The organism is Achromobacter sp., from assembly GCF_032113835.1.
In the GTDB taxonomy this organism is placed as follows: Bacteria; Pseudomonadota; Gammaproteobacteria; order Burkholderiales; family Burkholderiaceae_B; genus Achromobacter.
Genome location: NZ_DAMCTG010000066.1, coordinates 4,806 through 30,945, shown reverse-complemented (window position 1 = coordinate 30,945; position 26,140 = coordinate 4,806). Strand labels below are relative to the sequence as shown.

The 26,140-nt window shown below is 63.0% G+C and carries 23 protein-coding genes; 8 read left to right on the top strand and 15 right to left on the bottom strand.

What is annotated here, in order from left to right:
• The 6 genes from RT697_RS20045 to RT697_RS20020 all read right to left on the bottom strand — a co-directional run.
• The coding region (locus RT697_RS20045; RefSeq protein WP_409517468.1) for a THUMP domain-containing protein at window positions 1–1,777 on the bottom strand (1,777 nt) is incomplete at its 3' end.
• A gap of 33 nt (window positions 1,778–1,810) precedes the next feature.
• Complete coding sequence (locus RT697_RS20040) at window positions 1,811–2,239, bottom strand: CopD family protein (RefSeq protein WP_313701280.1); 429 nt, start codon at window positions 2,237–2,239, stop codon at window positions 1,811–1,813.
• Window positions 2,240–2,486: 247 nt separating this feature from the next.
• On the bottom strand, window positions 2,487–3,938 hold the full coding sequence (locus tag RT697_RS20035; RefSeq protein WP_313701278.1) for a bifunctional 2-methylcitrate dehydratase/aconitate hydratase: 1,452 nt from the start codon (window positions 3,936–3,938) through the stop codon (window positions 2,487–2,489).
• A 71-nt stretch (window positions 3,939–4,009) separates the two neighbouring features.
• Window positions 4,010–5,203 (bottom strand): 2-methylcitrate synthase, encoded by a 1,194-nt coding sequence (gene prpC / locus RT697_RS20030; protein ID WP_313701277.1) that lies wholly within the window; start codon window positions 5,201–5,203, stop codon window positions 4,010–4,012.
• A gap of 88 nt (window positions 5,204–5,291) precedes the next feature.
• Window positions 5,292–6,182, bottom strand: coding sequence for a methylisocitrate lyase (gene prpB, locus RT697_RS20025; RefSeq protein ID WP_175122897.1), 891 nt, complete (start codon window positions 6,180–6,182; stop codon window positions 5,292–5,294).
• Between the two features lie 244 nt (window positions 6,183–6,426).
• The gene (locus tag RT697_RS20020) at window positions 6,427–7,416 is read right to left on the bottom strand and encodes a malate dehydrogenase (protein ID WP_054429535.1); all 990 of its coding nucleotides are present in this window, start codon (window positions 7,414–7,416) and stop codon (window positions 6,427–6,429) included.
• A 353-nt stretch (window positions 7,417–7,769) separates the two neighbouring features.
• On the opposite strand from RT697_RS20020, the gene RT697_RS20015 reads away from it, so the two are divergent.
• The 7 genes from RT697_RS20015 (at window position 7,770) to RT697_RS19985 (ending at window position 13,711) form a co-directional block, all read left to right on the top strand.
• Window positions 7,770–8,549: a GntR family transcriptional regulator gene (locus RT697_RS20015; protein ID WP_056322083.1), complete on the top strand. Its 780-nt coding sequence runs from the start codon at window positions 7,770–7,772 to the stop codon at window positions 8,547–8,549.
• Between the two features lie 120 nt (window positions 8,550–8,669).
• Window positions 8,670–9,083: a succinate dehydrogenase, cytochrome b556 subunit gene (gene sdhC, locus RT697_RS20010; RefSeq protein WP_056567860.1), complete on the top strand. Its 414-nt coding sequence runs from the start codon at window positions 8,670–8,672 to the stop codon at window positions 9,081–9,083.
• Complete coding sequence (sdhD, locus tag RT697_RS20005; RefSeq protein WP_056567857.1) at window positions 9,084–9,467, top strand: succinate dehydrogenase, hydrophobic membrane anchor protein; 384 nt, start codon at window positions 9,084–9,086, stop codon at window positions 9,465–9,467. It abuts the gene before it with no gap.
• A 3-nt stretch (window positions 9,468–9,470) separates the two neighbouring features.
• Window positions 9,471–11,249: a succinate dehydrogenase flavoprotein subunit gene (sdhA, locus tag RT697_RS20000; protein WP_191576708.1), complete on the top strand. Its 1,779-nt coding sequence runs from the start codon at window positions 9,471–9,473 to the stop codon at window positions 11,247–11,249.
• A gap of 18 nt (window positions 11,250–11,267) precedes the next feature.
• Window positions 11,268–11,984 carry a succinate dehydrogenase iron-sulfur subunit gene (locus tag RT697_RS19995; RefSeq protein WP_056322095.1) on the top strand — a complete coding sequence of 239 codons (717 nt, stop codon included), beginning with the start codon at window positions 11,268–11,270 and terminating at the stop codon, window positions 11,982–11,984.
• A gap of 136 nt (window positions 11,985–12,120) precedes the next feature.
• Window positions 12,121–12,381, top strand: coding sequence for a succinate dehydrogenase assembly factor 2 (locus tag RT697_RS19990; protein ID WP_056567847.1), 261 nt, complete (start codon window positions 12,121–12,123; stop codon window positions 12,379–12,381).
• 19 nt (window positions 12,382–12,400) lie between these two features.
• Complete coding sequence (locus RT697_RS19985) at window positions 12,401–13,711, top strand: citrate synthase (protein WP_313701274.1); 1,311 nt, start codon at window positions 12,401–12,403, stop codon at window positions 13,709–13,711.
• Between the two features lie 126 nt (window positions 13,712–13,837).
• Here RT697_RS19985 and RT697_RS19980 read toward each other — a convergent pair whose 3' ends face one another.
• From RT697_RS19980 to RT697_RS19945, 8 genes are all read right to left on the bottom strand, one after another.
• Window positions 13,838–14,878 carry a fimbrial protein gene (locus RT697_RS19980; RefSeq protein ID WP_313701272.1) on the bottom strand — a complete coding sequence of 347 codons (1,041 nt, stop codon included), beginning with the start codon at window positions 14,876–14,878 and terminating at the stop codon, window positions 13,838–13,840.
• Window positions 14,875–17,409, bottom strand: coding sequence for a fimbria/pilus outer membrane usher protein (locus RT697_RS19975; protein ID WP_313701270.1), 2,535 nt, complete (start codon window positions 17,407–17,409; stop codon window positions 14,875–14,877). The genes RT697_RS19980 and RT697_RS19975 overlap by 4 nt, the downstream gene beginning before the upstream one ends.
• 82 nt (window positions 17,410–17,491) lie before the next feature.
• Window positions 17,492–18,229, bottom strand: a complete 738-nt coding sequence (locus RT697_RS19970; protein ID WP_313701268.1) for a fimbria/pilus periplasmic chaperone — start codon at window positions 18,227–18,229, stop codon at window positions 17,492–17,494.
• An 80-nt stretch (window positions 18,230–18,309) separates the two neighbouring features.
• Window positions 18,310–18,849 (bottom strand): fimbrial protein, encoded by a 540-nt coding sequence (locus RT697_RS19965; RefSeq protein WP_313701266.1) that lies wholly within the window; start codon window positions 18,847–18,849, stop codon window positions 18,310–18,312.
• Window positions 18,850–19,072: 223 nt separating this feature from the next.
• Window positions 19,073–20,098 carry a fimbrial protein gene (locus RT697_RS19960; protein ID WP_313701264.1) on the bottom strand — a complete coding sequence of 342 codons (1,026 nt, stop codon included), beginning with the start codon at window positions 20,096–20,098 and terminating at the stop codon, window positions 19,073–19,075.
• 14 nt (window positions 20,099–20,112) lie between these two features.
• A complete protein-coding gene (locus RT697_RS19955; protein ID WP_313701262.1) occupies window positions 20,113–22,677 on the bottom strand; it encodes a fimbria/pilus outer membrane usher protein in 2,565 nt (854 codons plus the stop codon).
• Window positions 22,678–22,817: 140 nt separating this feature from the next.
• Window positions 22,818–23,555: a fimbria/pilus periplasmic chaperone gene (locus RT697_RS19950; protein ID WP_313701260.1), complete on the bottom strand. Its 738-nt coding sequence runs from the start codon at window positions 23,553–23,555 to the stop codon at window positions 22,818–22,820.
• An 80-nt stretch (window positions 23,556–23,635) separates the two neighbouring features.
• Window positions 23,636–24,175, bottom strand: a complete 540-nt coding sequence (locus tag RT697_RS19945) for a fimbrial protein (RefSeq protein WP_313701259.1) — start codon at window positions 24,173–24,175, stop codon at window positions 23,636–23,638.
• 169 nt (window positions 24,176–24,344) lie between these two features.
• Here RT697_RS19945 and RT697_RS19940 point away from each other — a divergent pair, with 169 nt between their 5' ends.
• Window positions 24,345–25,457: a hypothetical protein gene (locus RT697_RS19940; RefSeq protein WP_313701258.1), complete on the top strand. Its 1,113-nt coding sequence runs from the start codon at window positions 24,345–24,347 to the stop codon at window positions 25,455–25,457.
• Between the two features lie 25 nt (window positions 25,458–25,482).
• Here RT697_RS19940 and RT697_RS19935 read toward each other — a convergent pair whose 3' ends face one another.
• A complete protein-coding gene (locus RT697_RS19935; RefSeq protein WP_312429368.1) occupies window positions 25,483–25,935 on the bottom strand; it encodes a DUF2214 family protein in 453 nt (150 codons plus the stop codon).
• Window positions 25,936–26,140 lie beyond the last annotated feature (205 nt).

Sequence of the window (26,140 nt, the reverse complement as noted above, 5' to 3'; positions counted from 1 at the left end):
TGGGCTTCAAGCGCATCTGGTTGGGCAGCGTCAGGTCGCTGGTGATGACGTGCAGCTCCCATCCCGCGAAATTGCGCTTCAGGCAGGTTGCCCAGTCGCGCCACAGATCGGCGTCCTGTTCCGCGCCCATGCGCTCGCCGTAGGGCGGGTTCGTGACGATCCAGCCGTGGTCGGCGGGCGCCGTCACTTCGCGGGCGTCGCCCACTTCAAACCGGATCGAGTCGGCGGTCAGCCAGGCGCGCTCGGCGTTGTTGCGGGCGTACTCGATGGCCAGGGGATTGAGGTCGTAGCCGACCAGCGGCGCGTCCAACTGCGGCAGGATGCGGGCGCGGGCGTCTTCCTTCAGGTCGCGCCAGCGGTAGGCATCGTGGTCACGCAGGCGTTCGAAGCCGAACGGGCGCGAGATGCCCGGGGGCACGCCCAGCGCGATCCAGGCAGCTTCGATCAGAATCGTGCCGGAGCCGCAGAAGGGGTCCAGGAGCGGCGCGGCCGGATCCCAGCCCGCCAGCGCCAGCATGCCGGCTGCCAGGTTTTCGCGCAGTGGCGCCTCGCCCTTGTCCAGGCGCCAACCGCGCTTGAACAGGGATTCGCCCGACGTGTCCAGATACAGCGTGGCGGTGTGCCCCGTCAGAAAGAGGTGCACGCGGGCGTCCGGCCGCACCGTGTCGATGCTGGGGCGCTCGCCTTCGAGTTCACGCAGGCGGTCGCAGATGCCGTCTTTGGCGCGCAGGTTGCAGTACTGCAGGCTCTGCACCGGGCTCTTGATGGCCGAGGTGTCCACGCGCAGCGTCTGTTCAGCGCCGAACCAGCGCTCCCAGGGCGTATCGCGCGCCAGATCGAGGATGTCGTCCTCGTGGGAAATCTCGGCATGCGCCACCTGAACCAGAATGCGGGTCGCCAGACGCGAGTACAGGTTGGCGCGCTGGATGCCCGACCAATCCGACGTAAACGAACAGCCGGCCCGGCCCGCCTTGGCATCTTCGTAGCCGAGCGCCTGCATTTCGGCGGTCAGCGCTTCTTCCAGGCCTTGGGGGCAGGGAGCGAACACGGTGAAGATCTCAGCTTGGCGCGGCTCGCGGGGGCGGCGGCTGCGGACGTCGACGCGGGGGGCGGCGCGCTCGCGCGGGGCATCCGGCTCGTGTTCGAAATCGGCTTCGTGCGCGTCGTCGGATTCAGCCGTGTAGTCGGGTTCTTGCGCAAATTCGGGGGCGGGGCCGTCGTCTTCAAACGGATCGTAGAAGCGGCCGGCCGGCGTTGCCGGGGCAATGTACTGGTCGTCGCGCAGGCGCGGCGCGCGCTGCGGCGTGCGTCCGGCGCGCGGGCCGGGCGCGTCGTCGCGGCGGCTGTCGTCAGCGCGGGTGCGGTCGGAAGCGCCGCGGCGCGCCGAGGGGCGGTCGGATTGGCCGCGATCGGACGGACCACGGTCGTACTGGCTACGTTCAGACGGACCGCGATCGTACTGGCCGCGCTCGGCTTGCCCGGATCGCGACTGACCGGGCCTGGATTGCCCCGAACGCGGCGACGTGCCGCGGGCGGGCGCATCGCGTCCGGCGCCGGACGGCCTGCGGGCGCTGCGGGCCTCTTCTTCCTGGCGCCGCTGGTAGCCCTCGGGGTCCTTCTGGCGTTCGGTGTTGTCGCGGGCGCGCTCGATCTGCGCGACCAGGCGCGCGCGGGCGCCGGTGCGGGTGCGTTTGGCCGCGCCCTCGGCTTGGGCGTCGCGGGCCGTTTTCTTGATCGTCAGCGTCTTGCGCGGGCGGTCCTGTTCATCAGAGGACATACGAATCCTGGCGAATGTGCAAAGGTAGGGGTATCAGAAGGGTTTGACGACGACCAGCGCCACCACCACCAAGAGCAGCAAGACGGGAACTTCGTTGAACCAGCGATAGAACTTGTGCGAACGGGTGTTCTTGCCCTGTTCGAACTTGCGCAGCATGAGGCCACAGGCGTGATGGTAGCCGATGACGAGCAGCACGAAAAAGAGCTTGGCGTGCATCCATCCGTTGCCGGGACCCACGCCGATGCGGTAACCCACGTACAGCCACATCCCGAAAATGATGGCCACGACCGCCAGGATGGTGGTGAAGCGGTACAAACGGCGCGCCATGCCGAGCAGCGTTTCCTGGACGGTGGCGTCCGAGTTTTGCGCCAGATTCACGAAGATGCGCGGCAGATAAAACAATCCGGCAAACCAGGAAGCGATGAAGACGATGTGAAAGGTCTTGACCCAGAGCATGGCCATGGCGCGATCCGATGGAGGAAAGCCGCATTGTATGCGGGCTGCCATCTGACAGCCTTGGGCGACGCGCCGTGCCACCAGGTGTCTGAAACCCGTGGGAGAGGGACGTCAGATCGGACCGATGTGCCATGGGTGTCAGACACCGGCTGAGTTGATCAGGTGTCTGACACCCGCGGGAGACGGACGTCAGATCGGACCGAAGTGCCATGGGTGTCAGACACCTGCTGAGCTGCCGGTGTCAGACACCCCCTCAGATCACATACAGATCCATGTATTCATGCACCGGCATTGCTTCCAGCGTCTCCTGGTCCAGCGACGCGGCAAGGATGCGCTGCTGCTGACGCGGCGGAAACACGCGTGCCAGGTTGGTGCGGAACTTGGCTTCCAGCAGCGGAATACCGTCGGTGCGGCGGCGTTTGTGGCCGATGGGATATTCGCAAACGATCTCATCCAGCGCCGTGCCGTCGTTGAACTGCAAGGTCAGCGCGTTCGCGATCGAGCGCTTGGCGGGGTTGTGATAATCGCTCGTGAACGCGGGGTCCTCGACGCAGACGATCTTGGCGCGCAGCGCATCGATGCGCGGATCCTGCGCGATCTCGTCTTCGTAGTCGCCCGCGGTCAGGCGCCCGAACAGCACCGGCACGGCCACCATGTACTGGATGCAGTGGTCGCGGTCGGCGGGATTGTTCAGCGGACCCTTCTTGTCGATGATGCGGATGCACGCCTCGTGCGTGCGTATCCGGATCTGCTTGATGTCGTCGGCGCTCTTGCCCTGCGATTTCAGCAGATCGTGGATCTGCATGGCGCATTCCACGGCGGTCTGCGCATGGAATTCAGCGGGAAACGAAATCTTGAACAGCACGTTTTCCATCACGTAGCTGCCGTAAGGCCGCTGAAACTTGAACGGCTGCCCCTTGAAGAGCACATCGTAAAAGCCCCAGGTCTTGGCGGTCAGCACCGACGGATAGCCCATTTCGCCGGTGCGCGCGATCAGCGCAAGACGCACCGCGCGGCTGGTGGCATCGCCGGCGGCCCAGCTTTTGCGGCTGCCGGTGTTGGGGGCGTGGCGGTAGGTGCGCAGGCTCTGGCCATCGACCCAGGCAAGCGACACCGCATTGATCACTTCGTCGCGGGTCAGGCCCAGCATCTGCGCGACGACGGCGGTGGACGCCACCTTGACCAGCACGACGTGGTCCAGGCCCACCTTGTTGAACGAGTTTTCCAGCGCGATGCAGCCCTGGATCTCGTGGGCCTTGATCATGCCGGTCAGCACGTCGCGCATGGACAGGGGCGGCTTGCTCGAGGCAACCGCCGTGCGCGACAGCCAGTCGGCCGTGGCGAGAATGCCGCCCAGGTTGTCGGACGGGTGGCCCCATTCGGCCGCGAGCCACGTGTCGTTGAAGTCAAGCCAGCGGATCATCGTGCCGATGTTGAACGCGGCCTGGACCGGGTCAAGCTGGAATTGCGTGCCGGGCACCTTGGCGCCCTGCGGCACCACGGTGCCCGGCACGACCGGACCCAGCAGCTTGCGGCACGCCGGATATTCCAGCGCTTCCAGGCCGCAACCCAGCGTGTCGATCAGGCAGTTGCGTGCGGTCTCGTACGCCAGATCGCTGCGGATTTCGTAATTGAGCACGTAGTCCGCGATATCGGCCAGGACCTGGTCGGGCTCGGGACGTACGTTCGAGATCGGGGCAGACATAGCAGTACCTCTTCGGAAAAGTGAATACAGGTGGCCATGCCGCGCCCTCGATCGCGCTTTTGCGCTTGTCTTTACTTGCGCTTGTCGATGGGCACGAACTTCTGATCTTCCGGACCCACGTAGTTGGCGGTGGGGCGGATGATCTTGTTGTCGATGCGCTGCTCGATGATGTGCGCCGACCAGCCCGCGGTGCGCGCAATGACGAACAGCGGGGTGAACATCGCGGTGGGCACGCCCATCATGTGATAGCTGACGGCCGAGAACCAGTCCAGGTTCGGGAACATCTTCTTGACGTCCCACATCACGGTTTCCAGGCGTTCGGCAATGTCGAACATCTTGGTCGTGCCGGCCTTCTTGGACAGCTTCTTGGCGACGTCCTTGATGACCTTGTTGCGCGGGTCCGAAACGGTGTAGACCGGGTGGCCGAAGCCGATGATGACTTCCTTGGCTTCCACGCGGCGGCGGATGTCGGCCTCGGCTTCCTCAGGGGTTTCGTAGCGCTTCTGCACTTCGAACGCGACTTCGTTCGCACCGCCGTGCTTGGGGCCGCGCAGCGCGCCGATGGCGCCCGAAATGGACGAGAACATGTCCGAACCCGTGCCGGCAATGACGCGGGCCGTGAACGTCGAGGCGTTGAATTCGTGCTCGGCGTACAGGTTCAGCGAGATGTGCATCGCCTTGACCCATTCGTCGCTGGGCTTTTCGCCATGCAGCAGGTGCAGGAAGTGGCCGCCGATGCTGTCGTCGTCCGTCTGCACGTCGATGACCCGGCCGTTGTGGCTGTAGTGGTACCAGTAGAGCAGGGCCGAACCCAGGTTCGCCATCAGGCGGTCGGCGATGTCGCGCGCGCCCGGGGTGTTGTGGTCGTCTTTTTCAGGCAGCACGCAGCCCAGCACCGACACGGCCGTGCGCATCACGTCCATCGGGTGGCTGGCGGCCGGCAGCGCTTCCAGGGCAACCTGCAACTGTGCGGGCAGGCCGCGCAGGCTGCGCAGTTTTTCCTTGTAGGCCTTCAGTTCGGCCTTGTTGGGCAGCTTGCCATGGACCAGCAAGTGGGCGATTTCCTCGAACTCGCTGGTATCGGCGATGTCCAGGATGTCATAGCCGCGATAGTGCAGGTCGTTGCCGCTGCGGCCGACGGTGCACAGTGCGGTGTTGCCCGCGACCACGCCGGACAGCGCAACCGACTTCTTGGGCTTGAAACCGGCTTTTTCTTCCGGCTTGGCGTCCGATTTGGCTTCTTGCTTCTTGGGAGCCGTGCTCATGTCTCTACTCCTTTCCTTACGCGATGGAAGATGCAATGGGACGGGCGCCGCCGCGGGTCTGCCGCGGCATGCGCCTGACGTTGCGCAACTAGGCCTTGCCCTTCTGGAAGAGCGCGTCCAGCCTGGATTCGAATTCGTGATAGCCGATGCGGTCGTACAGTTCTTCGCGCGTCTGCATCAGGTCGACGACGTTCTTCTGGTGGCCGTCGCGGCGGATCGCGGTGTAGACGGCTTCGGCGGCCTTGTTCATGGCGCGGAAGGCCGACAGCGGGTAGAGCACCATGCCCACGCCGACGCTCTTCAGTTCCTCGACGGAAAAGAGCGGCGTCTTCCCGAATTCCGTGATGTTGGCCAGCACCGGCACCTTGACGGCCTTCACGAAGCGATCGTAGGTGGGCAGGTCGTAGGCGGCTTCGGCGAAGATCGCGTCGGCCCCGGCTTCGACACACGCCAGCGCGCGTTCGATGGCCGCGTCCACGCCGTGCGAGGCGATCGCGTCGGTGCGTGCGATCAGGTAGAAATCGCTGTCGGTGCGCGCGTCGGCGGCCGCCTTCACGCGGTCGGCCATTTCCTCGGTGGTGACGATTTCCTTGCCGGGCCGGTGGCCGCAGCGCTTGGCGCCAACCTGGTCCTCGATGTGGCAGGCGGCCGCGCCGAACTTGATCAGGCTCTTGACGGTGCGGGCGATGTTGAACGCCGACGGGCCGAAGCCGGTGTCGATGTCCACCAGCAACGGCACGTCGCACACGTCGGTGATGCGGCGCACGTCGGTAAGGACGTCGTCCATCGTGTTGATGCCCAGGTCCGGCAGACCCAGCGAACCCGCCGCGACCCCGCCTCCGGACAGGTAGATGGCGCGATAGCCGGCGCGCTTGGCCAACAGGGCGTGGTTCGCGTTGATGGCGCCGATGATCTGCAGCGGATTCTCTTCGGCGAGCGCGCGGCGAAAGAGGGCGCCGGGCGATTCGGGTCTGGCCATGGTTGTCTCCTGTTCTTGGTAGCCCACGACCTTATCGCGGGTCCGAAAAATAAATCTGTCCCCTGCGCGACAATCCCCGCGGCAAGATCTTTCGCGAAGAGAGCGAAGAGACAGGTGTATTTCACGGTACTGCGGTATTCAATGCGGTACGAACTGCGGTGCTGTGCTTCGGCGGCCGCGCAATGCGGACCCGCTTAAGGATTGGGCCCGCATGAACGGGCCCAATCCTTTTACTGCATGCTGCTTACTTCAGCAGGTCCTTGACGCCGTCGCGCTCTTCGAGGAGCTCTTTCAGCGTGAAGTCCAGGCGCTCACGCGAGAAGGCGTCGATTTCCAGGCCTTCGACGCGCTTGTATTCGCCGTTTTCGGTCGTGACCGGCACGCCGTAGATGATGCCTTCGGGGATGCCGTAGGAGCCGTCCGACGGAATGCCCATCGTGACCCACTTGCCGTTGCTGCCCAGGACCCAGTCACGGACGTGGTCGATGGCGGCATTGGCGGCCGAAGCGGCCGAGGACAGGCCGCGGGCTTCGATGATGGCGGCGCCGCGCTTGCCCACGGTGGGGATGAACGTGTCGCGGTTCCAGGCGTCGTCGTTGATCAGCTTGGACAGCGATTCGCCGCCGACGGTGGCGAAGCGGAAGTCGGGGTACATCGTGGGCGAGTGGTTGCCCCACACGACCAGCTTTTCGATGTCGGCGACGGCCTTGCCGGACTTGGCGGCCAGTTGCGACAGGGCGCGGTTGTGATCCAGGCGCAGCATGGCGGTGAAGTTCTTGGCGGGGAGGTCCGGCGCCGACTTCATGGCGATGTAGGCGTTGGTGTTGGCAGGGTTGCCGACGACCAGGACCTTGACGTTGCGGCTGGCGACGTCGTTCAGGGCCTTGCCCTGAGCCGTGAAGATCTGTGCGTTGACGGACAGCAGGTCCTTGCGTTCCATGCCCGGGCCGCGCGGACGGGCGCCAACCAGCAGGGCCACGTCGGCGTCCTTGAAGGCGGTGCGCGGGTCGCTGTGCGCGGTGACTTCCTGCAGCAGCGGGAAGGCGCAGTCATCCAGTTCCATGATGACGCCCTTCAGGGCCTTTTGCGCTTTCTCGTCGGGGATTTCCAGCAGTTGCAGGATGACGGGTTGATCTTTACCCAGCATTTCGCCCGAGGCGATGCGGAATAGCAGTGCGTAACCGATTTGGCCGGCGGCGCCGGTGACGGCGACACGCAAGGCAGGCTTGGACATGGACGTTCTCCGTAATGGTTTGGCGAGAAAAAATCTCACCGATCAGTGTAATCGTTGGGCGCGGTAACAAGCGGCCGCCAAGGGCGCTGCGCGTCGCGCGGACAGCTTTGAATCCTAGATCGAATTAACGTAAGCGTCAATTGATCTTCTATCTTATATAAGACATAAGACGTTGGACAGCTCGCCTCCCGATATGCCACAATAGAGCGTTTATTCGAATGCGCCGCGGCCCACTGGGCCGCGCGCCTGTATCAAGCCAGAACACCGGCGGCAGCAGCGCATACGGATGAGTTCGCATCCCTGGCGCTGCCTTCTCATTCATCCGGATAAACATGACACTTTCAAGAAGATCCATGGCAGAGCCTCGGCCCGAAACCTCCTTACGCAATCGCGCCGCCCGTCCAACGGGTGAGGGAGCCGCTTTCAGTCCGCTCTACCGCCAGATCAAGGATCTGCTTGTTCAAAGCCTCGAACGCGGCGAATGGAAGCCCGGCGAGCTCATCCCCAGCGAAATCGATCTGGCCGCCCGTTTTCAGGTGAGCCAGGGCACGGTGCGCAAGGCGGTCGATGAGCTGGCCGCCGAGCACATGCTGCTGCGCCGCCAGGGCAAGGGCACCTTTGTCGCCACCCACCACGAAGCCCGCGTGCGCTACCGCTTTCTGCGCCTGGCCCCCGACGAAGAGGGCGAGGCCGGCCGCGCAGAAAGCCGCATCCTGGAATGCCGCCGCACCCGCGCGCCCGCCGAGATCGCCCGCGCGCTCGATCTGCGCGCCGGCGAAACCGTCGTCATGATCCGCCGCCTGCTGTCCATGGGGCAGACACCGACCGTGCTGGATGACATCTGGCTCCCTGGTTCCATTTTCCGAGGCCTCACCCTTGAGCTGCTGACCGCCAATAAGGCGCCGCTCTATGGCCTGTTTGAATCCGAGTTCGGCGTCAGCATGGTGCGCGCGGACGAGAAGCTGCGCGCGGTCGCCGCGCCGGCTGAAGTCTGTACGCTGCTTAATGTTGCCGCCGGAACGCCGTTGTTGCAGGTAGACCGGGTGTCTTACACGTACGGTGACCGCCCCATGGAAATCCGCCGGGGGTTGTACTTGACCGATCGATACCACTACCGCAATAGTCTGAATTGATGAGCTTTTTACCTACGATTTGATACCAACCCGTCTCTGGGCGAAAATACCGCGTTTGCCCGTAAGGGCAGCGGCAATTTAGCCGTAACGATTCCCTAGTTCCGAAACACCGAGGCCGTCATGTCCGACACCGCTGCCAAGCCACGTCCGCAGTTTCGCAATATTGGTATTGCGCAACTTGCCAGTTACCGCCTGCCCCTGGCCGGCAAGCTGTCCATCCTGCACCGCGTCAGCGGCGCGTTGTTGTTCCTCTGTCTTCCCTTGGTCATCCTGCCGTTGTTCGCGGCCAGCGTGGCCGCGCCCCAGACGTTCGCCGCCGTGGCCGCGTACGCAGGCAATCCGATCGTCAAGCTTGTTTTCCTCGTCCTCGTCTGGGGCTACCTGCACCACTTCTGTGCTGGCATCCGGTACCTGCTCCTGGATCTGCACATCGGCATCGACAAGCAGTCCTCCAAGAAGAGCGCCGGCGTGGTGTTCGGCGTCAGCCTCGCGCTGACCCTGGTGTTCGCTCTCAAACTGTTCGGAGTGCTGTAAATGGCCGCCGCTAAAAACTACGGACCCAAGCGCCTTGTCGTCGGCGCCCACTATGGCGTCATGGATTTCATCATCCAGCGCATCACCGCCGTCATCATGGCCGTGTACACGCTGGTGCTGCTCATCGGCATCCTGATGATGCCGGCCTTCACGTACGAACACTGGACCGCGCTGTTCAATTTCTACGTGGGCGTTCTTCCGGTTGGCCAGATCCTGGCCACCCTTGCATTCATTGCGCTGGCCTGGCATGCCTGGATTGGCGTGCGCGACATCTGGATGGACTACGTCAAGTCGGTGGGCGTGCGCCTGCTGCTGCAAGTGCTGACGATCCTCTGGCTGGTCGGTTCGGTCGTTTACTTCGCGCAAATCCTCTGGAGCATCTAAGCCGTGGTCTCTGTCCTGAAATCTTTGCCGCGCCGCCAGTTTGATGTGGTGGTCGTGGGCGCCGGCGGAGCCGGCATGCGTTGTTCGCTGCAACTGTCCCAAGCCGGGCTGTCCGTTGCGGTGCTGTCCAAAGTGTTCCCCACGCGTTCGCACACCGTTGCCGCGCAAGGCGGCGTGAGCGCCTCGCTGGGCAACATGAGCGAAGACAACTGGTACTGGCACATGTACGACACCGTCAAGGGTTCGGACTGGCTGGGCGACCAGGACGCCATCGAATTCATGTGCCGTGAAGCGCCGAACGCCGTGTACGAGCTCGAGCACTTCGGCATGCCGTTCGACCGCAACCCCGACGGCACGATCTACCAGCGTCCGTTCGGCGGCCACACCGCCAACTTCGGCGAAAAGCCCGTCCAGCGCGCCTGTGCCGCTGCCGACCGTACCGGCCACGCCCTGCTGCACACCCTCTACCAGCGCAACGTTGCCGCGCGCACCCAGTTCTTCGTCGAATGGATGGCGCTGGACCTGCTGCGCAACGAAGCCGGCGATGTCGTGGGCGTGACCGCCCTCGAAATGGAAACGGGCGAAATCTACATCCTGGAAGCCAAGACCACGGTGCTGGCCACCGGCGGCGCGGGCCGCATCTGGGCCGCTTCGACCAACGCGTTCATCAACACCGGCGACGGCCTGGGCATGGCTGCCCGTGCCGGCATCCCGCTGCAAGACATGGAATTCTGGCAGTTCCACCCGACCGGCGTGGCCGGCGCGGGCGTGCTGATCACGGAAGGCGTGCGCGGCGAAGGCGGCATCCTGCTGAACAAGGATGGCGAACGCTTCATGGAGCGCTATGCGCCCACGCTGAAAGATCTGGCGCCGCGTGACTTCGTGTCGCGCTCGATGGACCAGGAAATCAAGGAAGGCCGCGGCTGCGGTCCGGACGGCAGCTACGTCGTGCTCAAGCTCGATCACCTGGGCGCCGACGTCATCAACAAGCGTCTGCCCTCGATCCGCGAAATCGCCATCAAGTTCGGCAACGTGGACCCGATCAAGGAACCGATCCCCGTCGTCCCGACCATTCACTACCAGATGGGCGGCATCCCGGCCAACTACCACGGCCAGGTGCTCACGCGTGAAAACGGCGAGAACAAGATCGTCAACGGCCTGTACGCCATCGGCGAGTGCGCCGCGGTGTCGGTCCACGGCGCGAACCGCCTGGGCACGAACTCGCTGCTCGACCTGATCGTGTTCGGCCGCGCCACCGGCAACCACATCGTGAATTCGCATCCGGAGCGCCAGCGCGCGCACCAGGATCTGCCGCAACAGGCTGTCGAGTTCTCGCTGGACCGCATCAACAAGCTGGAATCGCGTACGTCCGGCGAAAAGACGCAAGACATCGGCAACGCCATCCGCTTCTCGATGCAGCGCCACTGCGGCGTGTTCCGCACGCTGGAACTGCTGAACGAAGGCGTGACTCAGATCGAAGACCTGGCCAAACAAGCCGACAGCATCTACTTCAAGGACAAGTCCAAGGTGTTCAACACCGCCCGCGTCGAGGCGCTGGAACTGGCGAACATGACCGAAGTGGCCCGCGCCACGATCAAGTCGGCCGCCGCCCGCACCGAAAGCCGCGGCGCGCACGCGCTGGACGATCACCCGACGCGCGACGACGAGAACTGGCTGAAGCACACGCTGTGGTACTCCGAAGGCAGCCGCCTGGATTACAAGCCTGTTCAGATGAAGCCGCTGACGGTCGAATCCTTCCCGCCCAAGGCGCGTACCTTCTAAGTCCGGATTGAGCCTACTATGAGCACCAAGAGAATCGTCAAGTTCGAAATCTACCGCTACGATCCGGACAAGGACGAGCGTCCCTACATGCAGAAGCTGGACGTCGAGCTCCAGCCCACCGACAAGATGCTGCTCGATGCGCTGGTGCGCATCAAGAACGACGTCGATGACAGCCTGGCCCTGCGCCGCTCGTGCCGTGAAGGCGTGTGCGGTTCCGACGCCATGAACATCAACGGCAAGAACGGTCTGGCCTGCACGACGAACCTGCGCGAACTGAAGGAACCGATCGTCCTGCGTCCGCTGCCCGGCCTGCCGGTCATCCGCGACCTGATCGTGGACATGACGCACTTCTTCAACCAGTACCACTCGATCCGCCCGTACCTCATCAACGACACGCCGCCGCCCGAAAAAGAGCGCCTGCAGTCGCCCGAGGCGCGCGAAGAGCTGGACGGTCTGTACGAGTGCATCCTGTGCGCGTGCTGTTCCACTTCCTGCCCGTCGTTCTGGTGGAATCCGGACAAGTTCGTCGGCCCGGCCGGCCTGCTGCAAGCCTACCGCTTCATCGCCGACAGCCGCGACGAAGCCACCGGCGAGCGTCTGGATAACCTGGAAGACCCGTACCGCCTGTTCCGTTGCCACACGATCATGAATTGCGTCGACGTCTGTCCGAAGGGACTGAACCCGACCAAGGCGATCGGCAAGATCAAGGAACTGATGGTCCGTCGCACTGTCTAGGTTGAAGTTAATTTAGTGATTTTCGGCCCGAGAGCTTTTTTTGCCGCCGGGCCGCCCCAAGGCAAAAACGCCCCCTCGGGGGGCAGCAAGCCCGCGTAGCGGGTGCGGCGTGGGGGTATTACCTTAAGGTGTAAAGATGAGCAGGCTTACTGAACTGGAGCGGGCGCGACTGCGTTGGCGGGCGCGCCGCGGCCTGCTCGAAAACGACTTGATCATCACCCGGTATCTGGATGCCCACGAGGCTGAACTTACCGATGATGACGTGGCCGCATTGACCCAGCTTTTCGAGATGGGAGACAACGATCTTCTCGATCTGCTGCTGGCCCGTAAGGAACTCGAAGGCGAGCTGGATACGCCCAGGCTTCGAGGCATTATTGGCCAGATGCGCGCGCTCTGATTAATTGAGAGGAATAAACATGAACCTGTCTGACAAAAAAGCCACTCTGTCCTTCTCGGATGGCAGCGCACCCATTGAGTTCCCTGTCTACAAGGGCACGGTCGGTCCGGATGTGATCGACATCCGCAAGCTGTATGGCCAGACGGGCATGTTCACGTTTGACCCCGGCTTCATGTCGACGGCTGCCTGCGAATCGGGCATCACGTACATCGACGGCGACAAGGGCGAACTGCTGTACCGCGGCTTCCCGATCGAACAGCTGGCCGTGAACTGCGATTTCATGGACATCTGCTACCTGATCCTGAACGGCGAGCTGCCGAACCAGGAACAAAAGGCCGATTTCGATTCGCAAGTGACCCATCACACGATGGTCAACGAGCAGCTGCATTTCTTCCTGCGTGGTTTCCGCCGCGACGCCCACCCGATGGCCGTCCTGACGGGTCTGGTTGGCGCGCTGTCCGCGTTCTACCACGACTCCACCGACATCACGAACCCGCAACATCGCCACATCTCGGCCATCCGCCTGATTGCCAAGATGCCGACGCTGGTTGCGATGGCGTACAAGTACTCGCAAGGCCAACCGTTCATCTACCCGCAGAACGACCTGTCCTACACGGGCAACTTCCTGCGCATGATGTTCGCCACGCCGTGCGAAGACTACAAGGTCAATGAAGTCGTCGAGCGCGCGCTTGACCGCATCTTCATTCTGCACGCCGATCACGAGCAAAACGCCTCCACCTCGACCGTGCGCCTGTGCGGTTCGTCGGGCACCAACCCGTTCGCCGCGATCTCGGCTGGCGTGGCTTGCCTGTGGGGCCCGGCTCACGGCGGCGCCAACGAAGCTTGCCTGCAGATGCTCGAAGAACTGCAAGCCAACGGCGGCATCGACAAGGTCGGCGAGTTCATGGAGAAGGTCAAGGACAAGAACTCGGGCGTGCGCCTGATGGGCTTTGGCCACCGCGTCTACAAGAACTACGACCCGCGCGCCAAGCTGATGCAGGAAACGTGCAAGGAAGTGCTCTCGGCCCTGGGCCTGGAAAACGACCCGCTGTTCAAGCTGGCCATGGAACTGGAACGCATCGCCCTGTCGGATCCGTATTTCGTCCAGCGCAAGCTGTACCCGAACGTGGACTTCTACTCGGGTATCGTCCAGCGCGCCATCGGCATCCCGACCTCGCTGTTCACGGCCATCTTCGCGCTGGCCCGCACGGTGGGCTGGATCGCCCAGTGGAACGAAATGCTGTCGGATCCCGACTACAAGATCGGCCGTCCGCGTCAGCTGTTCACCGGTTCGGTCACGCGCGACGTGCCCCCGATGGACAAGCGTTAATTCGCACGACATACCCGGAAGGCACCCCCTTCCGGCAAAACGCCAGTCAGCCTAGCGCTGACTGGCGTTTTTTTTTGGCCGGCGAGGTGCGGCCGGCGAGGTGCGGCGACGAAGTGTCGCTCGCCGTCACAGGTAGCTCATCGTGAAGGTCACCGCCGAGTTTGCGGAGCCGGGCGTGATCGTGTCGCCGGTTTGACGGTATCTGGCCCGCAAGGGGATCTTGAAGTTTCCTCCCGTCGCGCCGTTGTATCCGGTAAATGGCCGCTTCGTGCCCAGGATGGCCGGATTTCCGTCGCCATCGAGCAATTGGATACCAATGCCAGCAGCCGAGGAGCTGCCATCCAGATCCACCACCGCGTTGGCGTTGTCCACAATCGGCGTGACGGCGTCGATCTGGTAGTGGATGGCGTTCAGTCCCGATGGGCAGTTGTTCAACGAAATATCGAATGTCTCGGCTTGACTGGACGACCCTTTGCCTGAGAAGACCGACACCTTGGGTAAGCCCAGGAATACGGATACGTCGGAGGAGGAACAAGCCTGAGATTGGACCGACACTCCCACGGTGAACAGATTGAGCTCCATGCCTGTAATAAGCAACGCTTCGCCGCCGGGCTCATGACGAACCGCCCGCGCCACGCCGACGCTTATTGGCGGCAAGGCACCGGCTGTGATAGGTCCAGTTTTGACGAACATGACGCGCCAATGTCCACCGTTAGTGACGTCGCCTTGCCCATTGCATGTTCTTGAGCTCCAGTTTTGGGAGGTAACTGCCCGCAATACACTCCACGAGCAACTGTTGGCAAAGTTCCACCAACCGACGATGATTCCTATGCCATTGACGCCTGTCGCGTAGACCTCGTAGGCGATGCCGTCAACCACCTTGGTTTGGCCGGCGGCAGGTAGGGACACCTTCATTGCCGTTCCCGTGCCGGTGCCGGCGGATGCGGTGCAGTTATACCAATTTGTCGACGCCTCGGATTCCAGCCATCCTGAAAGGGATGCGCCGGGGGCTGCATCCCGGGGAGAAGAAATGGGTGCCGGGGTGTTGACAGTGCTCACGCTCAACACCTGACTGCAGGTCGCCGCGGCCCAGGTGGTGGCAGGTCCCAATCCCGCAAGCAGAACAAGCGCGGCATGGAGTTGCGACTTCTTGATCGACGTTTTCATCGTGAATGCCTGGCCAATGTAGTTGGATCTGGCGCTTCGCACACCAGGCCGCTGATCTGCAGCAGGGATGCGTCCATCATCGGACGCTGCACCGGAAGCGCGTAATCGAACGTGCAACCTTGGGCATCGTCCGCGCCCCACTTGACGGTCAAGGTGCCGCTGTCGGATTTCAGTCCGCGCGCCAGGATGCGGCCCCCTTGCGTCACGACGCCGACACGCGTTCCCTCCGCGTCCAGCACGTCGGCGCCAAAGGGCAGGGCAGCTCCATTGCTCGAAACTACCGTCAGCAGCGCCACATTTCCCGTGTCTTCTGTCTCGAAACTCAAGCGGACCACCGCGCCAGCGGTGGGCGCCACGTGCTGATCGGTCGCTTTGAGCTCGATATTCAAGGGCAGGCCCTTGGGATCGAGCTGGATGCTGTTTCTGGCATAGGGCGTCAGGGTCGATATCACCGCCCGGCCCGAGGAGTCCAGGCGCAATCCGGTGCCGTTGAGCACCCGGGCGCCTGCGGCGTCTTTCGCCTCGACGATGGCGAGCGTATCGCCGGCGGTTGGCGTCAACACGACGCCGCCGCCGTAGGCGACGATGGCTCCGGAAATGCCTGCGCCATGTTGCGTGTAGTTTGGACTGGTGCCGGCGCTGGCGGACACTGTGGCGACAGGTGTTATGTAAGCCGCATTGGCGGCTACGTTGGTGTTGGCCTGTCCATAGCGCGTCGTGCTGCGGCCGGCGCTTAAGCCATAGTTGAATTCGTTATTGGCGCCGAGGCTTCCTGCGATGGATTGCTGGATATTGCCCGATCCATCCGAGCCTCTTTGCAGACTGGTTGAGGCGTAGAGATGGTTTCGTCCATGGCCGAGCGGAATGCCCAGATTGAGCATGATCTGATTGTTCCACTCCTGCATGCCCACATTGAGCTGGCGAGACACTGAAACGCCATAGTTCACGCTCTTGAAGCTATTGCTGTAGCCGGCCTGAATCTGCGTGTCGCGGCCCGGTTGATCCCAGTAGTCCTGGGTTGATCCGCTGAAATGGAGAGACCCGTAGCCGGGAGGCAGGCTTTGGTTGATCGTCGCCTGCAGGCGCCCGCGCTGCGTAGCGTACTGGTCGGTGCTTAATGGCTGCGCCTGCGGGGATCTTCGCGCCATTGCATCTGTCAGGCTCAGATAGCCCCGGCTGGAATAGCGGTAGGCGGCAAGGGTGACGCTGGTCCTGGTGGGTTCGAGAAACGTGGAATAGCTCAGCCTGACGCTTTGCCCGGTACGGTTTTCCGCCTTGGGAAGGCGTGTGGCCGCCTGCGTGATATCCAGGCCGAATGCGCCGAAGGCCGTGTTCAGCGCCGCGCCACCCAATACGGCGCCGTAGCCTTGCGCAGCGGTCAGTCCGCCGTATGCCGTCACGAGATTGCTGATGCCATGCTGCACCATCGCCTGCGCCATCCATGGCCGATCCAGCGCCTGAGGATTGCGGTACTGGCCCGCCGTAACGCTGTATCGAGTAACGCCGGGACGCAAGGAATTCACTGCGCTGGAGAAAGGGACCCTGGACACCAGGACGCGGCCATCGGCTTCGTTGACGACGACTTCCAGGTCTCCGCCGTATCCGGTGGCATAGAGGTCGTCAATGATGAATGCGCCGGGCGCGACCGTCGTTTCGTGGATGATGTTGCCGTTCTGACGGATCTGGACGCGCGCGTTGGTGCTTGCGATCCCGCGGATGGTCGGTGCAAAGCCGCGCTGCGAGTCCGGGTACATGCGATCGTCGCTGGATAGCTGCACGCCACGAAACCCGACGCTGTCGAAGGTGGATCCATCCGTAAACGCGTCTCCGATGAGCAACTGGCTTTTGATGCTGGTCAGATTGCGCCGCAGGTTCGTCTGCACGCTTTGATACTGGGTGCCCATCTTGCTGCCATGGGTCACATTACCGGTATGCCGAAGCCGCCAGGCGCCGATGTTCGCGCCTGCATTCAGTCCGGCGTAGGCTTGCGTGGTAGTCGCGCGGTAGGCACGCGATTGGTAGAAGTTTGCGTTGTAATTGAACAGCGCTGCAGTGACGCCTTCATCCCAATGTGCTGGATCCACAGAACCGCGCCCCTGCCGGAGCAGCGACGCTTGCGGAACTTTCATGTTGACGCGCTGTTCACCGACATCAACGTCGGCGCGGGCGTCCTTTACGAGATCGGATATTGCAATACAGTGCCCATCGTCCAACCGCGCGGTAATGGTGGCGTCCACCTTGCTCAGGTCGATCCCCACGCGTTCAGTAAGCGCCTGATCGAAACACGGCTGCATCCATGCCAAACCTGACGAAGGCCTGCCAATGCGCACGTCATATCGCCCAAGCCAGCGGTCGTTGACCAGCACATCAAGTCGGTGGATTCCCGGTGTTACGCTGTTCGATCGCGCAAACTGGCGCACGTCCACGCTGGAACCCTGCAGAAAGGTGTCATTGAACTCCACCTCGGTGTCCAGCGCCGCGAGCTCGGTACCCATTGCGTAGGCAGATGTGCCGAGCAAGCCAAGCGTCATTGCGGCAAGTCCAAATTGCGCCATTGCTAAGGAACCCATCATTTCTGGAACGTGCGCGAGCGACCGCGGTGTTTTCGGCGGGTCAGGTAGGCACGAGGGCTCGTGTGCCCGTGACGGCGCCGCCGTAGTCGTTCAAGTAGCGGTATACGACTTGGGTGTTTGTTCCCGGAGTAACGTCGCCTGATAGGGGCAGCGCTTTTGTCTCGCCAGGCGCCAACATGTCGCCCTCGGTGAACGTCGCGCGCTTGCCGCCGCCGACGACATCGATTTCGACGAAGGTGATGTGATAAGGCGTGGGGTTGGTGGCTTCGACGGCATTGTGCGAGCCGGATTTGATGAGACGCCAGGTGACCTGTGCCGGTGCGTCATCCGCCTTGCCTTCGAGTCCTGCGGGACGATAGAACAGCTTGATGCGAGAGCGGAACGCCATCTGCAGCAGGTTATGGCCGTTCTTGTCTTTGGGGGGAATCTCCAGCACGTTGAGCCAGTACACGGATTCATTGTTTTGAGCCATTGCTTGGCCCGTATGCATCAGACGCAGCGTTTGGCCCTTGCCCTGGTCAATGCGGGTGACTGGGGGAGTGACGATGAACGGCACGTGGATGGAACCCGGCGCGGCCGTGCTGTCCCCCGTGTCGATCCAGGTTTGCGTGAGCGCGGGCTGCGCACCGTCGTTCTTCAGCCTGACGTTGACTTCAGCTTGACCGGCTTCATAAATAATTCGAGTGCCACCGATGACGACGGATGCGGCGCTTGGCGCGGCAGCGACCATGCTGGCAGCGAGGGCTCCTGCCGCAAGCATTACTTTGAACGTGCTCATGGAATTCCTCGGACTGTATACGGGGTCTTGATTACTGATCCGGGTGGCGTCGAGACATGCCGACGGCGGCGCTTCCAGAGTTATTGATAGACGATGGTGTACTTGGCGGTGGCCGTGACCGTTCCGGGGCTGGCCTGTCCAGTCGCAAAGTATTGGGCGAAATACTTGAGCGTTGCCTCGCCGCTGGCCAGGACGACGGATTTGGAGTTTTGGGAGCCGTCGGCAACGGTGACGTTGATGGCGGATTCATCGCCGTTCAGGAGGCGAACTTCAACATTGCCGGCCCCGCCGGCGGCGGTGGTGAGATTGCCCGTGACGGTGTTGCCATTGGCGCCGGGTTCGAAGTGGACGCGAACCGTGCCCGTGTTGGGAGTGCATGCCGACAGACGAATGAAGAAGGGGGTGCTGCCGGAGGTCTGACCTTGTGAGGTCAACGAGTCGACGCCGACCGTAGGCAGGAGGACGTTGAAGCTTTGGCTGCCGGTGTCGTTGCCATTGATCGTACAGGTGTTGGCAGACACGGCGCCGGTAAAGGTGATTGTGCCGTCGATTGCGAATGCCGGCAGCGAAAGCGAAGCGAGGAATCCAATGGCTATCGCAACACACGTCTTGGATTTCATGATCAGGGGGACTCGAAAAAGTTGAGAGACGAGGTGCCGACGGTGCTTTTGGGCTTGAAGGCAGCCTTTGTCGACTGGGATGATTACAGTCCCTCCGGCATACGCTGTCTTTAATAGGATTTTGATAGTTGGCCAACGGGCAATTCTGCCGAAAACATCGCTGCCATGATTCCGATACCACTGCCCGGCACCCACATGTACGGTGGTGTGGGAAGGCTGGCGGCTACAGGTAGTTCATCGTGAACGTCACCGCCGCGTTGGCTGAACCGGGCGTGACCTTGTCGCCGACTTGTCGGTATCTCGCCCGGAAGGGGATCTTGAAGCTGCCACCCGATGCGCCGTTGTAACCGGCAAACGGCAGCATCGTGCCCAGCACCGCGGGATTTCCGTTGGCGTCCAGCAACTGGACGCCGACGCCCGTGGCCGTTGAATTCGCGTCCAGGCCGACGACCGCGTTTGCGGCGTCCACGATGGGAGTGACGGCGTCGATCTGATAGTGGATGGCGCTCATTCCGGCCGGGCAGCCATTCAACGATATATCGAATGGAACAAGCTGACTGGACGAACCCTTGCCCGTGAAGACCGACGCCTTGGGGGAACCGAGGGATACAGAAACGTCGGGCGTGGTGCAGGCTTGCGACATCAACAGCGTCGGCATGGTGACGAACTTGATTTCGAGGCTCAGATTTGGGATGAGGCTGCCCCCTTCCTGATTCGATAGCGATACCGCGGACGCAATAGTTAACGGTGAAGTAGTGCCAGTGGCCACCGGTCCGGTTTTGATGTACATCGCGCGAAGCTGACCGCCGTTGGTGACGGCGCCCGCTGTGTTGCATCCAACCCCTCGCCAATTCTGGTTGAAGGCCTGGAATGCTCCCCACCCGCAGCCGTTGGTGTAGGTGCGGCCGCCGATGATGATGCCGAGGCCATCTACGCCAGTCGCGAAGACATCGTAGGTGATTCCGTCGACCACCTTCGTCTGTCCTGCGCTGGGAATGAGCGCGCGCACACCCGTTCCCGTGCCGGTGCCCTGAGAAACGGTGCAATTGAACCAGTTAGTGGTGGCGTCGGTTGTCAGCCAGCCGGTGAGGGCCGTGCCACTGGCCGCATCCCGAGGCACCGTGATGTGGGGCGGCGTGTTCACCGAAACGGAGCTTGTCGTCTGGGTGCAGGTCGCGGAGGCCCATGAGGTGGTGGAGCCCAGCAGGGCAAGTAGCCCCGTCGCCGCAAGCAGGATGGTCTTTTTCATCAATGGTCTCGTCATCAGTTTTTGGCTATTCGGGTGGGCGCCGGCCCCTCGCAAAGTAGTCCGCTAGCCTGAGGCAGCGATGCATCCTTGGAAGGCTGCGCGGGAAGGGCGTAGCCGAACGTGCAAGCTTCGCCAGCGTCCGCGCCCCATTTCACGGTCAGGGTGCCTTGCGTGGCCTTCAAACCGCGCGCAAGGATGCGGCCGCCCTGCGCCACGACGCCAACGCTGTTGCCGTCTGCGTCCCGCACGTCGGCGCCAAAGGGAAGAGGCTCGCCGCTGCGCGTGGCCACCGTCAGCAGCGCCGCGCTTCCTGCGTTTTCGGTTTCAAAGTTCAGGCGAACCACCGCGCCGGCGGTGGGCGCCACGTATTGTTCGGTCGCCTTGAGGTCGACATTCAGCGGCAGGCCCTTGGGATCGAGCTCGATGCTGTTCTTGGCGTAAGGCGTCAGCGTCGACACGATCGCGCGGCCCTTGGAATCGAGGCGCAGCCCGCTGCGGTTCAGCACCCGCGCGCCGGCAGCGTCTTTCGCCTCGACAATGGCGACCGTTTCGCCGGACGTCGGCGTCATCACCACGCCGCCGCCGTAGGCCACGACGCCGCCGGAAAGGCCCGCGCCGTATTGCGTGTAGTTCGAACTGGTGCTGGCATTGGCCGACACGGCGGTCACGGGTGTGTTGTACGAGGCGTTCGCCGCAATGTTGGTGTTGGCCGGACCATTGGACGACATGGCGCGTCCGGCGCTGACGCCATAGTTGAACGCGTTATCGGCGCCAAGCGTGCCCGCCACGGATTGCTGCACGCTGCTGGAGCCATCCGATCCCTTCTGCATGCTGGTCGACGCATACACCGGGTTCTGGTGGCGGCCCAGCGGGATGCCCACGTTGAGCATGACCTGGTTGTCCCACTTCTGGGTGCCCAGGTTGAGCTGGCGCGTGGCCGAAACGCTGTAGTTCACGCGCTTGTAGCTGTTGCTGTAGCCGGCCTGGATCTGCGTGTCGCGGCCGGACTTGTCCCAGTAATCCTGCGTCGATCCGGTGAAATGGATGGATCCATATCCCTGCGGCAAGTTCTGGTTGATGGTGGCCTGCAGGCGGCCGCGCTGCGTGCCGTACTGGCCAGCGCCTTGCCCGTGCTCCTGCCGGGATCTCAGTTCCATCGCGTCGGCCATGCTGAGGTAGCCACGGCTGGAATAGCGGTAGGCGCCCAGCGTGAGGCTTGTGCTGGTGGGCGCCAGAAACTTGGAGTAGCTCAGTTTGACGCTTTGACCGTTGCGGTTCTTTTCCTTGGGCAGGCGCGTGGCCGACTGGGTGACGTCCAGGCCGAATGCACCGAAGTCGGTGTTCAGCGCGGCGCCGCCCATTGCCGCGGCGTAGCCCTGCGCCCCGGTCACGCCGCCATAGGCGGTCACAAGGTTGTTGATGCCGTGCTGGACGGTGCCTTGCGCCATCAGGGGCCGGTCGGCCGTCTGCGGCGTGCGGTACTGGCCCGCGGTGACGCTGTACCGGGTTACGCCCGGGCGTAATGAATTCACGGCGCCGGAGAAGGGAACCCGCGACACCAGGACGCGGCCGTCGGCTTCGTTGACCACCATTTCGAGGTCGCCGCCGTATCCCGTGGCATACAGGTCGTCGATGACGAACGGGCCGGGAGCGACGGTGGTTTCATAAATGATGTTGCCGTTCTGGCGCACCTGGACGCGCGCGTTGGTGTTGGCGATGCCGCGCAGCGTCGGCGCGAAACCGCGCTGCGATTCGGGATACATGCGGTCGTCGCTGGACATCTGCACGCCGCGAAAGCCGACGCTGTCGAAGGTGGACCCGTCCGTGAACGCGTCGCCGATGACCAGCTGGCTTTTCATGCGGGTGATGTTGCGCCGAAGGTTGGTCTGCACGCTTTGATACTGCAGGCCGCTCTTGCTGCCCTTCGTCGCGTTGCCGGAATGACGGAAGCGCCAGGGGCCCGCGTTCGCGCCTGCATTCAGACCGGCAAAACTCTGCGTCGAAGCCTTGCCGTTGGCGCGAGAGGTGTAGAAGTTGGTGTTGTAGTTCAGTAGCGCGGCCGGCACGCCCTCGTCCCAATGCTTCGGGTCCACATAACCGCGGCCCTGGCGCACCAGCGACGCCTGCGGCACTGTCACGTTCAGCCGCTGTTCGCCCGCATTGAACTCCGCGCGCGCTTCCTTCACCAGCTCGGCCAGCGCAACGCATTCGTTGCCGCTCGGCCGCGCGGCAAGCGCGGCGTCGATCTTGGTGAGGTCGATGCCGACCAGTTCAACGAGCGTCTGGTCGAAACACGCTTGAAGCGGCGTGTTGCCTGACGGCTTGCCGATCCGCACATCGGAACGCCCCAGCCAGCGGTCGTTCACCAGCACGTCGAGACGGTAGGTGCCCGGGATGGCGCCGTTCGAGCGCGCGAACTGGCTGACGTCCACGTTCGCCTCGCCCAGAAAGGCATCGTTGAACTCCACGTCCGCATCCAAGGCTGCGAGCTCGGCGCTTGCGGCCCAGGCAGTTGCGCTGAGCAGGCTTAGCGTGATCGCGGCAAGCGCGAAGTGCGGCGTGGTGGCAAGAGGTTTCATGGTGAGGGCGTGCGTGATCAGGCGCGGCGCTGTTGGCTGGGTGATTCCGGCCGTTAGCGCCGCCCCTGCAGGCGTCGAGTAGTGGTTTTGAGAGCGAACTGCCGGCCGGTCAGTGCGGGGCCGGCAACGCTTGGGTTTTGCTAGGTGGGGCTGAGGGCGCGGGCGCCTTTGACGGCGCCGCCGTGGTCATTCAGGAAGCGGTACGTCACTTCGGAGTTGGCGCCCTGGACAACGTCGCCCACCAGGGGAAGGACCTTCTTTTCACCGGGGGCCAGCATGTCCCCATCGGTGAACTTGGCGCTCTTGCCGTTGCTTGCCACATTCACTTCGATGAAGGTGACGTGATACGGCGTCGGGTTGGTGGCTTCAATGGCGTTGCGGTTGCCGGACTTGACCAGGCGCCAGCTGACCTGCGAGGGCGCGTCCTCGGCCTTGCCTTTGAGACCCGCGGGCCGGTAGAAGAGCTTGATCCGCGAGCGGAAAGCCATCTGCAAGAGGTTCTGGTTGGCTTTTTCCTTGGGCGGGATTTCCAGCACGTTGAGCCAGAACACGGACTCCTTGTCTTGCACCATCGGTTCGCCCGTGTGCATCAGGCGCAGGGTCTGGCCCTTGCCTTGGTCGATGCGGGTGACGGGCGGGGTCACGATGAACGGGACCTGGATGGATCCGGGCGCCGCCTTGGAGTCGCCCTTGTCGATCCAGGCTTGGGTGAGGGCGGGTTGGCTGCCCTCGTTCTTGAGCTTGACGTTGACTTCCGCCTGCCCGGCCTCATAAATGATTCGAGTGCTGCCAATGACGACGGATGCGGTTGCCGGCGCGGCGGCGAAGATACAACCTGCCAGTGTTCCGGCAGCAAGAACTACGTTGAATGGGTTCATCGGTTTCCTCGGACTATATGTGGAGGCTTGACTACTGATCCGGGCGGCTTCCAGGCATTGCAAGCGCCAAGCCTGGCGGCTTATTGATAGATGATGGTGTATTTGGCGGTGGCGTTGACGGCGCCGGCGCCAGCCTGGCCGAGCGCGAAGTACTGGGCCAGATAATTGAGCGAGGCTTCGCCGCTGCTCAGCGAAACGGCCTTGGAGTTCTGGGCTTCGTCGGGCACGGTGACGTTGATGGGCGATTCGTCGGCATTCAGGAGGCGGACTTCAACGTTGGTGGCGCCGCCCGCACCGATCGTCAGGTTGCCGGTTGCGGCATTGCCGTTGACGCCGGGTTCAAACAGGGTGTGGACCATGCCGGTATCAGGGGTGCATGCCGTCAGGCGGATGGTGAATGGCGTGGTGCCGGCCGTTTTGCCCGCCCCGTTCAAGGCGTCGACGCCGACCGCGGGCATGAGCACGTTGAAGTCCTTGTTGCCGGTGCCGTTGCCGTCGATGGTGCAGGTGTTGGCCGATATCGCGCCGGTGAAATTGATCGTGCCGTCGGCGGCAAACGCCAGTTGCGAAGTGGAAGCGAGGGCGCCGAGGGTCAGTGCGATGATTACTTTGGATTTCATGATGTTGAGTTCGTCAAATAGGCCGAAAAGCTATCGCCGACGGCGCTTTTCAGCGGTTTGGGGCGTACTTCCCGTCGACAGGTGTGATTACAGTCGGTCCTACAAACGGCGTCTTTAATAAAATTCTGATAATTCGAAATAGAGTAATTTTTCGGATAGCATCACCGCCATGATTCCGATAGCACTTCCCAGCGCCAGTTTCTTCATCTTGCTTACCGCCGGCTTTTTCGCCGGACTTCTGTTGCTAGGGTGGGCGCTGGTCCTGACCGTCAGCCGCGGCGCGCGGCGCATGGTTCGCAAGTATTGGAAGACGTCGGCGTTGCTCTGCCTGGTGCTGCTGGTGCCGTTCAGCTTCTATGCGTGGTTCCAGGCCATGATGTGGCAGTTGGAGCGGGAGATCGAACGCGGCGAAGCGGCGCGCAATGTGACGTTGCAGCAGACCACGACGGTGAGCGGGGTGGAGATGCCGGCGGGCACCCGGTTGAAGCTGCAGGACGAAGGCAAGCTGGAGACCTACGTCGAGGCCAGTTTTCCGCAAGCCGTGTCGATGCTGGGCGTGGAGGCGACCTGGGCGCGGCGGTATCTGGACGCCGAGTACGAAAAGGAAACCTATGCGCTGTTGGGCAGGCATCCGCGTTCGGTAATCCTGCGCGGCGCGGGCGTACAGGAGGTGCAAGGCTGGCGTTGCGATGCCACGCAGGAGATCAAGTTCGACGTGACGCCTGACGGCGCGATCAGAGCGTTCGAGGAATGTGTGCTGGCGGAAGGCAACCGGGCCGGGGGCCTGGAGATTGCGCCGGGCGCCGTGCTGCGCGGGTCGGACGGCACTGTCTATGTCGACGGTTCGCGCGACGCGGACCGTTGGCGGGTGGAAGTGAACGGCACGACGGCCGTGCAGCTGTTCGGGCTATATCTGAGCCGGCCCAGCCTCTACCTGGATGCGTCGCGCGAAGTGCTGCGGGTCACGGATGCGGAACTGGCGTGCAGCACGCCGTTCGGCGGCCTGACCTATGCCCCGGGAACGCAATTCAAGACGGCTCGGCGCAAGGCCGCGGGCGAGCTTGAACCGTACCCTGGCATCCTTGTCTTTTCGCCGTGGAATGGACAGTCCGCCAAGCGGCCGGGACATGAGAACGTGCCCGAGGGCCAGTCCGTGATGCAGACGCTGCAGGGCGAGGTGATCGACGTGGTGGAGAACGAAGCGGCGGGCGTGTTCCGCTTCGACACGTTCATCGTCGATGGCAAGGAGCCGGAACGCCCGGCGCGGGCGCGCTGCCCCTAGCCGATTGCGTCAGCTGCCGGCCGCATCAGAAACCGATGCCGCGCGCCATCAGCACCGCGAAGAGCGGCAGGAAGATGAACAGGTGCGAGGCGATCATTACCCAGCGGCGCGCGCGTTTGATCTCGGGCAGGGCGGGGACGAACTCGGGCTGCTGGCGACGTTGCTTGGCCCAGCGCAGGAACGTGAGCGTGGGCGGGATGGAACAGAGCGCGATGACGACGAAGAGCGAGATCTTGGCGTGGAACCAGGGATTGCTCATGTAGAACACGGCGCCCTTGGCGCCCAGGGTCAAACGCAGCACGCCGGTGACCAGGACCAGGATCGCGGACACGCCGTAAAGGCGGTCGTAGATGATCAGGCGCTTGACGCCGGCCGGCGTCAGGTCGGGCCGCAGCAGGACGGCTTCGGCGGTCAGGACCACCACCAGTACGAAGATCGCCAGGTAATGAAACCAGGCATACATTGCATCGGCCAGCATGTCGTCTCCAGGTAAAGGACAAGCTAGGTTTTACCATCCCGAATGAAAACGGGCGCCCCGTTTGGGGGCGCCCGCGTGTCTGCAACGAGACGGTGCGATCAGCGGCGGCGCTTCTTGGCTTCTTCCGCGGCTTCCTGCTGCGCATCCACCACGGCCAGCGCCGTCATGTTGACGATGCGGCGCACGGTGGCGCTGGTGGTCAGGA